The sequence below is a fragment of the Treponema medium genome (genome assembly GCF_017161265.1).
GTDB lineage: Bacteria > Spirochaetota > Spirochaetia > Treponematales > Treponemataceae > Treponema > Treponema medium.
This window is the reverse complement of sequence record NZ_CP031393.1, coordinates 570,164-585,191: the sequence shown is the minus strand read 5'-3', so window position 1 is coordinate 585,191 and position 15,028 is coordinate 570,164. Positions and strand designations below refer to the sequence as shown.

At 43.2% G+C, this 15,028-nt stretch carries 15 protein-coding genes and 1 tRNA gene; 13 read left to right on the top strand and 3 right to left on the bottom strand.

Translation table 11 applies throughout. The annotated features are described in order from the left end of the window. Positions 1 to 31 precede the first annotated feature (31 nt). Positions 32 to 1,996 (bottom strand): DEAD/DEAH box helicase, encoded by a 1,965-nt coding sequence (locus DWB79_RS02605; protein ID WP_016522497.1) that lies wholly within the window; start codon positions 1,994 to 1,996, stop codon positions 32 to 34. Between the two features lie 86 nt (positions 1,997 to 2,082). Here DWB79_RS02605 and DWB79_RS02600 point away from each other — a divergent pair. From DWB79_RS02600 to DWB79_RS02590, 3 genes are all read left to right on the top strand, one after another. Continuing rightward, a tRNA-Leu gene (locus DWB79_RS02600) sits at positions 2,083 to 2,166 on the top strand. Positions 2,167 to 2,232: 66 nt separating this feature from the next. Further along, positions 2,233 to 3,285, top strand: a complete 1,053-nt coding sequence (locus DWB79_RS02595; protein WP_016522496.1) for an S-methyl-5-thioribose-1-phosphate isomerase — start codon at positions 2,233 to 2,235, stop codon at positions 3,283 to 3,285. A 28-nt stretch (positions 3,286 to 3,313) separates the two neighbouring features. Then, complete coding sequence (locus DWB79_RS02590) at positions 3,314 to 4,387, top strand: DUF2804 family protein (RefSeq protein ID WP_016522495.1); 1,074 nt, start codon at positions 3,314 to 3,316, stop codon at positions 4,385 to 4,387. Positions 4,388 to 4,449: 62 nt separating this feature from the next. Here the strand turns inward: DWB79_RS02590 and DWB79_RS02585 are convergent, their stop codons facing one another. Next, positions 4,450 to 5,592: a glycosyltransferase gene (locus DWB79_RS02585; protein ID WP_016522494.1), complete on the bottom strand. Its 1,143-nt coding sequence runs from the start codon at positions 5,590 to 5,592 to the stop codon at positions 4,450 to 4,452. Positions 5,593 to 5,801: 209 nt separating this feature from the next. Between DWB79_RS02585 and DWB79_RS02580 the strand changes: the two genes are divergently transcribed. From DWB79_RS02580 to DWB79_RS02545, 8 genes are all read left to right on the top strand, one after another. After that, entirely contained in the window at positions 5,802 to 6,686 is an 885-nt protein-coding gene (locus DWB79_RS02580) for a hypothetical protein (RefSeq protein WP_016522493.1), read from the top strand. A gap of 12 nt (positions 6,687 to 6,698) precedes the next feature. After that, complete coding sequence (locus tag DWB79_RS02575; protein ID WP_016522492.1) at positions 6,699 to 10,139, top strand: immunoglobulin domain-containing protein; 3,441 nt, start codon at positions 6,699 to 6,701, stop codon at positions 10,137 to 10,139. Positions 10,140 to 10,406: 267 nt separating this feature from the next. Next, entirely contained in the window at positions 10,407 to 10,625 is a 219-nt protein-coding gene (locus DWB79_RS02570; protein ID WP_016522491.1) for a hypothetical protein, read from the top strand. Positions 10,626 to 10,627: 2 nt separating this feature from the next. Then, the gene (locus DWB79_RS02565; protein ID WP_016522490.1) at positions 10,628 to 11,119 is read left to right on the top strand and encodes a hypothetical protein; all 492 of its coding nucleotides are present in this window, start codon (positions 10,628 to 10,630) and stop codon (positions 11,117 to 11,119) included. Then, positions 11,112 to 11,285, top strand: coding sequence for a hypothetical protein (locus DWB79_RS02560; protein WP_156831490.1), 174 nt, complete (start codon positions 11,112 to 11,114; stop codon positions 11,283 to 11,285). The genes DWB79_RS02565 and DWB79_RS02560 overlap by 8 nt, the downstream gene beginning before the upstream one ends. 38 nt (positions 11,286 to 11,323) lie before the next feature. Continuing rightward, complete coding sequence (locus DWB79_RS02555) at positions 11,324 to 11,536, top strand: hypothetical protein (RefSeq protein ID WP_040858961.1); 213 nt, start codon at positions 11,324 to 11,326, stop codon at positions 11,534 to 11,536. 208 nt (positions 11,537 to 11,744) lie between these two features. Next, positions 11,745 to 12,062 carry a BrnT family toxin gene (locus tag DWB79_RS02550; protein ID WP_016522489.1) on the top strand — a complete coding sequence of 106 codons (318 nt, stop codon included), beginning with the start codon at positions 11,745 to 11,747 and terminating at the stop codon, positions 12,060 to 12,062. After that, positions 12,034 to 12,306 carry a BrnA antitoxin family protein gene (locus DWB79_RS02545; RefSeq protein WP_016522488.1) on the top strand — a complete coding sequence of 91 codons (273 nt, stop codon included), beginning with the start codon at positions 12,034 to 12,036 and terminating at the stop codon, positions 12,304 to 12,306. Before DWB79_RS02550 ends, DWB79_RS02545 begins: the two co-directional genes overlap by 29 nt. 60 nt (positions 12,307 to 12,366) lie before the next feature. Here the strand turns inward: DWB79_RS02545 and DWB79_RS02540 are convergent, their stop codons facing one another. After that, a complete protein-coding gene (locus tag DWB79_RS02540) occupies positions 12,367 to 13,248 on the bottom strand; it encodes an Rpn family recombination-promoting nuclease/putative transposase (protein WP_016522487.1) in 882 nt (293 codons plus the stop codon). A gap of 263 nt (positions 13,249 to 13,511) precedes the next feature. Between DWB79_RS02540 and DWB79_RS02535 the strand changes: the two genes are divergently transcribed. Then, positions 13,512 to 14,459: an L-lactate dehydrogenase gene (locus tag DWB79_RS02535; RefSeq protein WP_016522486.1), complete on the top strand. Its 948-nt coding sequence runs from the start codon at positions 13,512 to 13,514 to the stop codon at positions 14,457 to 14,459. Positions 14,460 to 14,505: 46 nt separating this feature from the next. Then, positions 14,506 to 14,826: a hypothetical protein gene (locus DWB79_RS02530; protein ID WP_156831488.1), complete on the top strand. Its 321-nt coding sequence runs from the start codon at positions 14,506 to 14,508 to the stop codon at positions 14,824 to 14,826. Positions 14,827 to 15,028 lie beyond the last annotated feature (202 nt).

Sequence of the window (15,028 nt, the reverse complement as noted above, 5' to 3'; positions counted from 1 at the left end):
CAGTGTACACGGACGTACACTGTTCAACAGACTATTTCCGCTTTTTATAGGCGGCGGCGGAGCCTGTGCTGACAGGATGTTTCTTTCTCGTATCCTTTTCGCGGAAAAAGGCTTCGCGCCGGTTCCCTTCACGCAGCTTTCGTGAAGGGCTTTTTTTTGCATAACCGGCTGTGTGCGGGGGCTTTTCGTTTACAGGATCCGATTTTGTGTCGATGTGGATGTGCGGCATATTGGCTTTTTTCTTTGAAAGCCTCAGGGCTTCGTGAGCGGCATCGGCCGGTAAATCCGCAAGCGAAAAGCGGTCGAATAATTCGATACGGTCAACCGCGTGTTCCGGAATGGAAAGCAGCGTACTGAAAAACTGTGCGAGGCTCCGCTTGCTTGTCCCGTCCTTCCTGCCTAATCCGATATAAAGTCGGACGGTATTCCCGCCGGAAGATTTCCCACGCTTGTCTTCGGTACGGGGTACTTTGATATTTCTGTAATGGGAAGCAGACAGCACCGAACCGTAGTGCAGCTGTAGCACGGCGGCAAGCACTTCGACGCTGTCAATATTCTTGGCACTAGATACCGCGGCCTCAGCGCCGAAAGCAACGGCTTCGTCAACGTTTGCAGTATTTGCGGCCGCGCCTATGTTATCGGCGGCGTTTATGCTATCCGCAGGGCTGTCAATATTTTTGACGCCGCTTTCGGTATTCTCGCTGTAGGACACGGCGGCGTTTTCTTCAGTGGCGGCAAAGCTTGCTTTATTTCCGGCTAAGAGTTCCCGGGCAAGTTCGATAAAGGGCTTGTTGATCGTATGTTCGGCTCGGACGGTGTCCAACTGCCGCCGCAGATCGGAAAAGAGCCGCTCCTGTTTTTGCGCGAGGACTTTTTCTATAGAAGGAATTTTTCCTTCCTGCAACTCGCCTCGCGCATGGCGGCGCAAATAGTCGATCCTGCGCCGCTCATTCGGGCGGATAAAGCTTACCGCCGTCCCTTTCGCCCCCGCCCGTCCGGTTCTACCGATACGGTGCGTGTACGTGGGGCCGTCATACGGAATGGAATAGTTGACAACGTGCGTAATCCCCTCGATATCGATACCGCGGGCGGCGACATCGGTTGCAACGAGAATGCGGGTTTTCCCTGCCCGAAAACGGCTCAAGATTTTTTCGCGCTGTCCCTGCGGGATGTCTCCATGCAAAGCGGCGGCTTCGTAATGCCGTTCGTCAAGCTCTTTCGCAACCGCATCGGCGTCAACCTTAGTTTGGCAAAAGACCAGCCCGTAAAAGTTTTCGGCGGTGTCGATCAGGCGCACCAAGGCCTCGCTTTTATCTTCTTCCCTCACCATCCAAAAAAACTGTTCGGTAAGCGGCAGCGGTTCTTCCGACGCCTCTTCTTCTACAATTTCATATTCGCCCATAAAGTCGGCAGCGATTTTCAAAATCTGCTTGGGCATCGTCGCCGAAAACATCAGCACCCGCGAATCGGGATTTGCTTTTTTGAATATCGTTTCGATATCTTCGATAAAGCCCATGTTCAGCATTTCATCAGCTTCATCTAAAATAAAATATTCGATACTGTCCAAATTCAGCGAGCCGCGCTCCAAATGATCGATAACACGGCCGGGGGTTCCGGCAACAATTTCACACCCGCGTTTTAAGTTTCGTAATTGCTCGACAATCGACGCGCCGCCGTATACGGTCGTGATACGGGGATGGGTTCCTTCCTTAAACGATTCTATTTCCGAAGCGACTTGCAGCGCAAGTTCGCGAGTAGGCACCAGTACTAACGCACGCGGTTTTTCTCGCGGTTCCCTCAATTCCTGTACAAGCGGCAATCCGTAGGCGGCGGTTTTACCGGTACCTGTTCTCGCCTTTGCAATAACGTTCGCATCGCCGTTTAAGAGGCGCGGAATTGCCAACACTTGAATGGGCGTCGGCTCTTCAAATCCTTTTGCCGCTACCGCATTCAACACGGACTCATCGAGTCCCAAATCTCTAAAAGATATATCCATAATCGGTGCGAGTATATCAGATACGACGATAAGTTCATAGCCTACTTTACAAAAGAAACTTAATATGCTAAAGTATCCCCTCGAAAGCCGGCGTGGTGAAATTGGTATACACGATAGACTCAAAATCTATTGGGGGCAACTCCGTAAGGGTTCAAGTCCCTTCGCCGGCATGTTCTTCAATTCACCACTTGTTAATCCACCGGTCTTCAATCTATCAAAACTACTAAAAATGAAACATGGAACGAAAAGACGCAGAACTTGCATTTTTATTGCAATACGAAAATGTCGCATGGTATGAAAAAGGACGTGTCAGAATCCTTGACCGGCGCATCTATCCCGAAAAAATAACGTATGTTGAATGTTCTTCGTGGCAGGAAGTCCGACAGGCGATTGCCGATATGGTAACCCAGAGCGCCGGGCCGTACACGGCTGTCGCTATGGGGATGGCGCTTGCTGCATATCAAGTACGGAATGAAGGGGCGGAAAAGCAGCGGCACTTTCTTGAAGAGGCGGCGCAGGGGTTGGCTCATGCCCGTCCGACGACGGCAAACAGAATGGGACAAATTACTGCAGGCAGTCTTGCTGTGGCTGAAAATGCCTTGAACGCGGGGCAAGATGTAGTAACCGCCCTTTTTAACACTGCAATAGATTCGCTGAATCGGCGCTACGGTATAATGGAAAAGGTTGGAAGCTATCTTGCAGAGCTTTTCCCGCAAGGAGGCGGCGTTCTTACCCAGTGCTTTGGGGAAACGATTGTCGGGATGATGCTGAAGGCAGCCCGCGCGCGCAATAATCCCGTTAGAATAATCTGTGCCGAAACGCGGCCGTTCTTGCAAGGCGCCCGTTTAACTGCAAGCTGCGCCGCCGATATGGGGTTTGACACCACCGTTATTACCGATAATATGGTTGCCTATATGATGCAGCAAGGGCAAGTTGATCTTTTTACCTCGGCAGCGGATACCATTACGCGGGACGGGCATATCGCGAATAAAATCGGCACGTTTCAGATAGCCCTGCTTGCAGAACGGTTCGATATACCGTACTATGTAACCGGCATACCGGATGCAGATAAGAAAAGCGCCGCCGATATCCGCATCGAACAGCGTAACCCTGAAGAAACGCTTTCGTGCCATGGAGTACGGCATACTCATCCTGCGGTAAAAGGGATCTATCCCTCGTTTGACATTACTCCGCCTCAGCTTATCCGTGGGGTTGTAACCGATAAGGGGATATACCGTTCCCAAGAACTTGGTGCGTATTTTGATACGCCGCAGGATCGATTCTATTAGATAATTACGAGATTGCTAGGTTATTACTATGGATATACAAAAAGTTCCTTATACCCGCATTATTACTCCGGCTCCTCGCCGCCCCATCGAAAATGCAGTACCGCTGTTTGGGTCGTACTCGGGGATGTTCCATACCTTTGACATACGAGGCGTCAAGAAGCCGTTTGGCGATTTACCGTTTCCTACTTTTCTTACGGATATCCGCATAACCGACACATTGCGGCTCCTTTTTTGCGATGATAACCTTATCGGCGAAATTGAATTTTTTTATGGCGGATATTTTGCTTTTATGGAAACAACGCTGTGGAACCGGCAGACGAACCGCTTGCTTGCCTACCGGCAACTTTTGCCGCTGGGGTTTGTGCATCTGCCTAAATACATTGCATACAGCGTTGCAACTTGCCGCGTTAAACGGCGATATGTTCGCATTTTTTCCCGCCTTTCCAAAGGGATGCTCTATGCCGATTTCGATTTTCTTGCTGCCAACGACCGGCCGTCATGCGAGGGCAGGCTTGATTTTGATTCGCGTTCGTCGCAATGCACCGACTATTCTGCTGTCATTCCTGCTTTTGTGAGCCGCCGGTGCCAAGCCGTGTATTTCCGATCATTTGCCGTAAACGGCTGGGTTACGTTTGGACATAATCAAGATATACAATTAAATAAAACGACCGCGGTCGGCTTTTTAGATTTTAGAAAAACCTATACGCCTCCCCGTACAAAGCGGAGTGTTGTTATCGGACTGGGCATTATTGACGGCACCCAAGTTTCCTTCCATTTAAGTAATTCCATCGCTCCTGATAGCTACAGCTATAACGACAATATTTTATTTTACGGTGGAAAACGCATTCCATTACCGCCGGTGCGTATTACGTACCCGTTCGGTTCTTCTAAGAATTGGATTATTCAAGATACCGAAAGCATGGTCGATTTAACCTTTACCCCCAGTGCAATTTCGCAGCGGAATCTGAATATCCTCGTCTGGCGGCGGGACTATAAAACCATCTGCGGTACTTTTGAAGGCTCTTTTTTAATTGAAGATGGCGTTGTGCTCAAATTAAAAGGGTTTCCCGGTATTGCAAAAAAAGTACGAATGAGGATGTAAGTTTTACTGTATGGTGTATGTTACTCCCGTAGAAACATCTGCCATACTTTCTCTCCCTCATTCTATGCTTCCGGAAAACGATAGATAAAATCGGCAATGGGTTCCAGTCCGTTTTGAATATGCATCGTGTCGATTTTCTGTTCTATAGAGTTCAATATGGAATCATCGGCGATTATCTCTTTTACTTTTTTTATTATCTTTCGTGGTTTCGGAATATACCAGCCGAGATTGTTATTTACAACGTAAAGCATATTCCCGAGTTCCTGTCCGCGGACATAGCTCGCAAGGATTAACGGCTTACCGGCTGACAGTGTTTCCATAACGGTAGCGGGGCCGCCTTTTGTGATGACGCAGTCGGACACATTGATTAAGTCGGGCATAAACGAAACAAAACCGAATACCTGAATATTGGAAATGTTCGTGGTTTTAAGGAGAATTTCCAGTTGCGTTTTTAACACTTTATTTTTGCCGCAGATAACGATTAAATGAGCAGGACAGCGCTGAAAAATAAAAGCGTTGACAATAGCAAGCGTCGCTTTTAACCCTTCTCCGCCGCCGACAACCAGTACAATTTTCTTATCAAGCGGAATGCCGTGTTTTTTCTTAGCGGCATTTTTTTCTTCAAGTGTATATCGCCGATCAAAACTTCGTGAAAGCATAATGGGAAATTGGTGAACTCGTTCCTGCTTAAAGCCGTAGTGTACGACTGCTTCTTTTTGTAGTTTTTGAGAAAAGACAATAAGCTCGGTGTCCTTTGCATAAAACCATGAAGGGTGTGCAGTGAACGGATCCATCACAATAGAAATTAACGGAATGTTCGGGTTTACTCTATCGATTGCAATCCGCGCAAGCGGGATAAGTATTTCGTGTAAACAAATCAGTTTGGTGATTTTTTCGGCTTTAAGAAATGTTACCAGATTTTTTACAATAAACGGGCGCAACAGCCATCTACAAAATGTCAAAACGGTTTTCGATTTTGTTAATTGATAGAATGCGACATAGCCGAGTTCAAAGTAGTTTGAAGTTGCGAGATATCCTTTTTCAAAAAAAATACGCGAAATCCGATTGGAATTCTTGAAGCCGTTTTGCGGTATATATTCGGCATTATCCGGATATTTTTCTTTTAAGCGTGCAATAAGTGCATTTGCGCCGGAAACATGTCCACCGCCTGTTTTTAGATATAAAAAGCCAATACGTTGTTTCATTATCAACACTATATCAAAAAGAGGTTATAAGCGTAAAGACGATGGAGTTAAAGCGTTATAATCGAGTTTTTCCGCTGCCGTCATAAATCGGTTGATTTGACAACGAGTTGGTGTCTTGACAAACTATATATTTTGCCGATAGCATAAACAAGTACTATTTTAAATAGCACGTAGGTATGCCCGGTGGTATCTAAAATGAGGAGAAAACTATGCATTTACATAAAAAAGCAGTTGCGGTGGTACTGTTGACCGTAATTGCTATCCATTTATATGCATTTGATTCCGGCTTTACGCTGGGACTAAAGGCAAATTTAACCGGCTCTCTTACCGATCCTCGGATAAATAAGAAGGATCTGGACTACTTAGGCGGCAACAGAATGAAGGGAATGCTTGGCTATATTACTACCGGCGAAGCTGATTTAACCTATCTTTTTGATTCGATACGCTACTTTCGCTTGCAAGATAACTCGGTATTCGGCGGCTTGGGATGGAGCTTTGCGCTTGGACTTGGGCAAGGCTTTTCGGGACAGATATCCGGTCAATTTAATGATAAGCTGAATGGGGGTAAAGGAAAACAAATCGATGTTTTTTGCCGTGTGCACATGACGCCGGTGCTGACCCTTACCTCAGGGGTTCGTTCATATTTTTTGCGCAACCGTTTGTCATTAGGCTTGAACACCGGCATCAGGATGCCGCTTGATCCGCAGCCTATCTATGAATTGTACACAAACCTTACTCCGGATGAAGTGGAAGAATTAAAAAAAGAAAAGCTTGATTTTTCCAGCGAAACGGGAACGCTCTTAATTACGCAAGAGCAGATGAAAAAAATTAACCCTGTCGGGTTTATCTTTAAGGGTTTTATTGAGTATAATCAGCCATTTCTGTCCAATATGGAAATTGTATTAGGCGGTTTCTTGTCATATACCATATATAAGCCGAAATATGTAACCATGCCGCAAAAGCTTATCGATGCGGCAAAAGCTGGTGGAGCGGCAAAAGGTATCACGGTTGATGTGGTAAATACCCCTATTAATTCATTTTATATGAATTCACTCGATTTTGGTATAACAATCGGGTTGACGTTTAAAGTATAAGGAGGAGTTCTTATGCGTTTGTCTAAAAAGATTATCGATACGATCACTTTAGTATTTTTTGCTGTAGTATCAGCGCTTGTATTTTCAGCATGTAAACCGGCAATCGGTACCCCGTGGTATCCGCGGTCGGCATCCTCCTCTTCCGGCAGTTTTGTTATTACCGGCATACAGGTAAAAGGATTGGATGTCGTCCCTGTTCTGGCGGAAACTCCGACCGATGATGCGGATAAAATAAAGAAATTCTCGGAGGCAAACAGCTATGTCGTTACTGTTCCTGCCGATGTTACAGAAATAACGGCCGAGAACATAACGGTTACGGCGATCAGCTCGTTGTCCCATAAAGAAGCGCTCCCGGTGGAGGTAACGGTTAACGGAGGGAGTGTTCCGTTAAGCGCCGGACAGGTTGTTCCCGTTACTATAAAAATAGCGGATCCTGACGGGAAATATGCTGTTCAGGAAAAAATAATAAATATAACGCAACACGAACCATACGAATTGGAATTAAAACGCCTTACCGTTTGCGGTATCGACGCAATGGCGGGAAGCGTTACGGTTCCTTATAAAGAAAACGTTATTGTTGCTTCCAAAATTCAGGCTGAATTTTTATACGGTGAAACTCAAACCGTAATACCGGTAGAAGTGGAAAACGCCCCCGTGTCTTTAAAGGAGAACGAAGAAACCGAAATCAAACTGTTTGTTAGGGGACTGAAGGGGCAATATAAAGATTTTGCACATGTTATCAGCGTAACCAGAGCCGAAAAACCAGAGAATGGAGAGGAAGCCTTAGAGCTTGAAGCCGTATATGTACGGGGCGTGCCCGGCAATACCGCCGGTAGTATAAGCATACCGGAAAATACGGAGAAGCTTACCGCGGACGATATAATCTTATCGTTTAAGACATTCGGCTATATAGCTGCGGAAATGACGCCGCCGGAACTGGTATTTAAGGGAAAGACCGCATCCGCAAAATTTAAGATTTCTGCAAAAGAAGGAAAATACGAAGAATGGGAGCGCGAGTTTACGTTTAAAAAAGACGCTGCGGCGGTATATAATCCGCGGGATAAGCACGGCAACAAAAAGTACATTGTAAAGGTTACGACCGTAACCGAAGAAGTCAATCCATTTGACCATTACGATGAAAATTATGAGTTCCCCGCGTCCAAATTCGACGAATGGGTTCTGCACATGCCTTCTATGTCGGGTATTATTGCCTCATATAAGTTCCGCACGGGCAGCTGGGGTGGAAGTCCCGAAATGGTCGAAAACATTCCTTCAGGAATCGGTTCGGGGCTTAAAGCAATTTCCAATGTAAAAATCTACCGGTATAAAACCAGAAAAGACCGAGGGAGTGCACACGGTACCGATGCCGAACTTGCACCAAATCCTCATGATAACCGATTCTATTTTTACCGGTTTACCGCAGATGCTTCAATGGGGATAAAAGCCGACAATTCCATGTTCTGTGTAGACCGGTACTCAAAGTTCCTTTTTTATTATAGTGATCCGGCTAAGATAAAAAGTATTGCTGGCAGCAAGCTCCCTACGGAATGGACTGACTATGCTGCTGCTTCTATAGGAGACCACATCCAATTTGCAGAACCGTTTTATATGAGCGACCCTGTCGGCTATGTAAAAGAAGACGGATCTGTTGTTATGTATCAATGGATAAAGGATAATATAAATGCAGCGAATTACCATGCACAGAAAAACCCCGCTTACGACAAACCTGCCGGTAGAAGTCCGGGAAAAGCGGGCTATTCGCCGTATCGAAAAAATATCATAATAAAGAAGACGGAAGTTACCACGGAGGTAAACCCCCATTATACGGTATCGGAACCGGTTATCGTAGGGCAGCCTGCTTCCGTTTATGCGCGAGTGGGAGATGCCGTATCGCTTGAAGTAAAGGTTTTACCTGTTCCGGAAGGAGAGGTGCTTTCATATCAATGGTATAAAAAGGATAAGGAAAGCGGCAGTGTAGAAGAAATTTCAGGGGCAAATGCAGCCGTTTATACGCCGGATACATCCTCTGAAATAAACGCATATTGTTATTGTACCATAAAAAACACGAATTCCGCTAACGAACAGGGTACTGAGGTACAATCGGAATTCGCACGGTTGTATATTTTAAGCGGAACGGGGTCGATAAGCGTTGATGCCGAGCCGCCCAAAATAACAAAACAACCTGAAAGCCAAACCGTTCCGATAAATGTCACTGCCGAAATAAAGCTCGGTATAGAAGCGGTTTCGGTAGACGGTGGTGAACTTTCATATCAATGGCATAAAAACACTACCGATAGTACTGCTGGCGGTACATTGATTGATGGTGCAACAGAGGCTTCTTACAGCTTTACTGTTAATACTGCATCGGTAACGACCGAATATTACTACTGCAAAGTTACCAACACCAATAACACAGTAGACGGCAAGAAAACTGAGTCTGTTTTTACCAAAAGGGCTAAAATAATGGTGGAAGAAGCGTATAAGGTTATCTTTACCGTGGACGGAAACGGCGGCTCTCTTACCGCCCTTTATGACGGAAAGGTAATAGATTCGGGTTCTTACGTAAAAAAAGGCGGTGTGGTTAAATTTATCGCAACCCCCGAGCCGCGGCACATTGTCAAAGAATGGGCAGGTATTATGCCTGAGGCTTCACTGCCGGATAAAACCTTGGCGCAATTAACGGTCGGAAACGAAAATGTCGCCGTTTCCGTCTCTTTTGAGCCGAAGATGCGCCTTACCGTAACACCTAAAATACAGAATGTAGATTTACAGTCATGGTCAACGGCAGGTTGGGCAGATCATAAGAATCATAAATATATTGACGGTGCTCATTTTGCTCATGATCTTGCCGTTACGGTAAATGCAAATGGCGATACGGGCAACATACAATGGAAATACGACTTTCCCTTTGAAGGAAGCGGTTCAGGCGGTTGGTTTGACGGCGGATACGGTGAATATGTGAAAGAGGACGATTACATAAAAGTAGGGGAACATATTCCTAAGGAAGACAATAATGTTGTGCTAGCTAAGGATTTCTCTGATTTTTCAGAAATGGATATTGTATTTAAAACCTATCTGATAAAATCAAACCGGCTTGATTATTGGCGATCGGAATGGACAACGGCTGGCGGTGGACCGGTATACCCCAAGCAGCCCTTAGATAATAACAGCATCATTAAACTTGTCTACAACGAAACTACCGGAACATGGCGTTTAGATGCAGCTGCACTACAACTTAATCAGCCGGAACGTGTAACGATCTCCTGTGACGAAAACTTTGCCCTTGCCGATGGCGAAGAAAAAGACTTTGTTATTACGTATACGGTTAATAACAACGGCTATAAACATGACGAAGACAAAAAATATAAAAATATGGACGATGGTGGAGAGAATGAAGCTAGTACAAGATCAAAGGGTACGGTAAAAGTAATTTATACGATAGGGTGGAAGTAATTTAATTTGTAATATACGAATGGGTAATTGGTAATTTCGTGCCCAGCTAAAAGCCGTTTTATGTTGAAGAAATTCTGCATAAAACGGCTTTTTTTATGGGTAGGGTGCGATTTGCTCCTTTACTAAGGTTTTGGCAGCGGGGTAGGACGAGCTGGTTGTTTTGTTGTATCGCATCAGTTGAGATGTTATAAAAAATTCTACTTGTTTACGCAATACTGTTCATTTTTAATACAATATGTTAAAATAAATTAAATAGGAGAGATTATTATGGCAGAAAAAAGAGAAAAACCAAATAAAAAAATTCCTACTGTTTTACCGTCCGGTTTTGTGATCAGAGTTAATAAAAGAAATATGGCTATGTTAGATTTTGTAGATATAGATTATGAGGATAAGGCAAATGTTATTGGTTCGTATGCTTTAGATAAAAAAATGATAAAAGATTTATCGAAAGCAATACAAGATGTATTGAAAGAAATAAGTGAATAAAAATGCTTAGAAATGTATTAAAAACAAATTATTATGTTCCTCAAAAATACAAGTCTTATTTTAATAAACCTGAAGAATTTTTTACAAGAGAAAGTGAGCTTCTTGAATTCACAATAGTTAAAAGAGAAACTCAAAAGACAATAAGGAAAGGCTCATATATAACTTATAGAAAATTAATTTCTGAAAGATTAAAATATTTATTTGATAATCTTGATGAGGATCAGGATAAAGAAATTTTCAATTTATCAAAGAATACCGTAAATCATTTTATAAAATATATAAAAACAACAAAAACTCCTTTAGTAAGTGTAGACAATGTAGGTAATATATTATTTGAATGGAGAGATTATAACAATTATAATATTATAATGTTGCTGTTTAAAACAAATGATACTATTTCTCTGACAGGGATAAAACAGGACAAATGTGTGATTAAAGTTTCTGGTATTATATCAGAAGTTTCCGATGCATTCTTACGGCTTATAAATGAATAAAGAAACTGATTCAATTATTAGATATTGCAAACCAACGCAGATGCAAGATAATCAAGTTTGTGCAAGCGCTTTTTTTCTTAGAAAGAAAAATATTGATTTAAAAAGGCCGGAAGATGAAAAAGAATTGTCTGTTCATCAATTTGAATTTTTCCAAATGATTCACTAAAAAATTTAAAGGAATATTTACAAAATAATAATTTTAACTTGAAACCTGAAGGCTGTTTTGCAAAAATAAAGTACTCAGAACTTGAAAAGGACATAAAAAATTTCTTATTTTTGGATATTGATATTAAGCAAGATATCAGTTCTCCCCATTGTCTAATATTCAATCTCTATCAACATGATGAAGATGCTGCATATTATTTTATTAAAAATATTGAAAATTTTACAAAAATAAAAGATATAGGAACCTCTTAAAACTTCAATTTTGAGAGGTTTTCCTTAGATTTAGTTGTGATATTGAAATTTGAGAGAGGGCATTATGCAAATATCACTTGCAACGGTAACTGTTGCGAAAGCCCTGTCGCTTGAGCAGATTTCTGCAGGTGGATAATCCTATTAATGAAAAATATTTTCTTTTAATAATATCCTTGACAATATATCCTCATCAATATATATTTTTCTTATGGGAAAAACAATTATAAGTAAAGATAATCGTTTTGAGTGGGACGAAGACAAAAATCTTGCTAATATTGAAAAGCATGGAATAGATTTTGAAGAGATATTGGAAGTATTTGATGACCCAGCCTTTTTAACAGGATATGATTTTGAGCATTCTGAAACAGAAGATAGATATTACGGAATCGGCAATTTGAACGGAATATTGATAGTGTTGGTCTTTTTTACTGAAAAGAAAGACAGAATACGGTTAATATCTGCGCGGCAAGCAGACAAAGACTTGAGGGAGGCATATTATGATTACTTCAAAAAAATTAACGGCTGAAAGATTGGAAGAAATAAAAAATTATCCTATATTGTATGATGAGGATAGTCCAAAACTGACAAAGAAACAAATTGCAAGGCTTAGACCGGCGCATGAAGCATATTGGAATGTAACACCCGTTAAAAAAACAATTTCTATAAAAATAGATGCGGATATTCTTGCTGTACTCCAGTCTTTAGGTAAAGGCTATCAGACGAGAATAAACAGTATTTTAAGAAAAGCTATTACTACAGGTGATTATTAATTCCTCAGCTTCAAGTACGGCATTTGTTTTAGCACGAAAATTGTTTTAAGTTCTCTTTGCTCAAGCAAGCGCCTCCACTTCTGCTTGAGAAAGCCCTGTCGCTTTGGCTATGGTTTCAACTGATAAGCCAAGCCCCAAAAGATTTTTTGCCGTTTCGAGATTTGCTTGATGGAAACCGCGAGCTTCGCCTTCGGCAAGGCCGCGTTTAAGACCGGATTTGAATTGAACCTCAGAAATGGTCGCAATGTCGCTTTTGAGCTTCATCCGCGATTCATATAGTTTCCGTTCCTCAGGATTCAAGCTGAGAACATCTATTTTCTCATTCAGTATTTGTAATACCGGTGAGGTTATTGCTAGCATAGCTCGCTCCTCCTTATCGTCTGTCGCTATAAACCGTAACCAGTTTATCAGTTTTTGCTGTTTTTCGATAGGTTCTTTCTGTATATCAAGCGCTTGCGCTGCCGATAGATTAAGAAAGTGTATCTCTAGTAAATCAGTTAGTTGTTGATAACTCTTTTGCTCAAGTATGCTATAAGCGGAATGAACCGCAGTATTCATATTAAATCCTTGCGAGACCAGATTGATTGTAATACATCTCGTAAGCCCAGTATACGGCTCTCCTTCTTTGAATTCTGCAATGTACATTTTAGACCAATAAAACAAAGTGCGTGGAATAAACTCGGCAGACCAAGAGTTCTGGATTTCAATGTCGATGGCAGTTCCATCCTTCAAACGCAGTTTAACATCAAGAATACCGGTTTTATCGGTTACCGCATCTTTGGTAAGTTCTTTATCCAGCAATTCAAGATCAGCAATAATTCTTGTTGGAATGTCTAGGATACATTCAAGTAAGTCTTGCAAACAGGCTTTATTCTCTTCCGAACCGAGCAAGAGCTTAAATAGGTAGTCGTTTCTCAGTGTAAGTGTTTTTGTGTCATTCATCTTTGCTCCTCCATGAATATATGTTCTATATGCGTCACGAAAGCAAAAATGGCTTGAAAAACGGTCATAATCGGCAAAAATAAGGTATCAATTTTCATTAAAACTTATGCATCGATATTACCAGTTGTCGAACTGTATCTAGTTACAATTAGGCTCTCTATAATTTCTTTCCCCAAAAGTGTATAATACTTGATACATGGAACTGCTTATACTTCTTTGACTGGTAAGCGGTACTTCAATTATTATAGAGGGAGGGTTTTTATATGGATCAAAAAAAACGGAAAGTAACGATTGTCGGTGCAGGCTCTGTCGGGGCTACATTTGCGTATGCGTTGGCTCAAAGCGGTTTTGCCGATGAGATTGCAATAACCGATATGAATAAAAACTTTGCAGAAGGGCAGGCGATGGATCTTGTCCACGGCTTGCCGTTTTTACCGCAGGTTGATATCCACACCGGCAGTCAAACCGATTATGCCGACAGCGATATTATCGTCATAACTGCCGGTGCAAAACAGCAGTCGGGAGAAACAAGAATAGACCTTCTTAAGCGCAATGCTGCCATCATCAAAACTATCGCGACTGAAATCGCCGCAAGCGGCTGCAAAGGCGTCATGCTGCTTGTGAGCAATCCCGTCGATATTCTTACAAAGGTGGCGCTCGAAGCAAGCGGCTGGGATCGCGGAAGGGTTATCGGTTCCGGCACCGTCTTGGATACCGCGCGATTCCGCTACGTACTCAGCAAAGAATGCGGCGTCGATGCCCGTAATATACACGGGTACATTCTCGGCGAGCATGGTGACAGCGAATTTGCCGCATGGTCGATGACCACCATAGCCGGACGGCGCATCGATGAATATTGCGGAAACGGCACGTGCAATTCAGGCATTCACTTTGATAAGCAAAAAATCTTGGACGAAGTACGCCATTCCGCCTATCATATCATCGACTACAAAGGCTCAACCTATTTTGCCGTCGGCTTAGCCCTTACCAGAATAGCCGGCGCCATTCTGCGGAATGAACACAGCATCCTCTCCGTCTCGATGGCTCTAAACGGAGAATTCGGCTTGCACGGCGCTTGTTTGAGCGTTCCCTGCATTGTCGGCAGAAACGGTGTCGAAAAAATCATCGAAGGCGAACTTCCCAAGGACGAACAGTCAGCGCTTGAAGCCAGCGCACAGCGACTTCACGACGCATATCTGTCTATCTGTTAAAAAGCATATTTTTTATGTAGGATTTTATGGCGGCTTTTTGTATCGTGTGCAAGGAAAGAAGCACACGATACAAAAAACGGTCTCCGGCTCCAATCTTCTCCCCTCTACTGTTCATCTTAAAGAGGCTTTTCCGCTGCCCTTCAAAGCCTCTCTCCTGTTTAATTTAATCGGGGAGAAGGATATCCGCCTCCGCCCTGCCGCTGTCCAAGAATTGACCTCCTTGTCAATTCTTGGACACGAGTTTTTGCTGTGCAAAAACATCGCTGCTGCATGGAACCAGCGGCATCTACTGTGCATCCTTACCTCCAACGTTTTTGGAAACAACCTGTTGAGCAGTTATACATCCTTGTCCGTTCTGATACGTTGAGTATTTTCAGAAGCGGCATATACTGTAAAACCTTTCCGTAAGCCTTTTGAAAATAGCCTGTTGAACAGTGTACTTCCGTGTACACTGTTCAACGTCGAGTTTGCGGGGCAAACTCGCTGCTGCTCAATTTCACGGACATCCCTGTCCGTTCTGAAAAGCCTTTTACCGTAAGCCTTTTGAAAATAGGCGGTGCAGATACAAG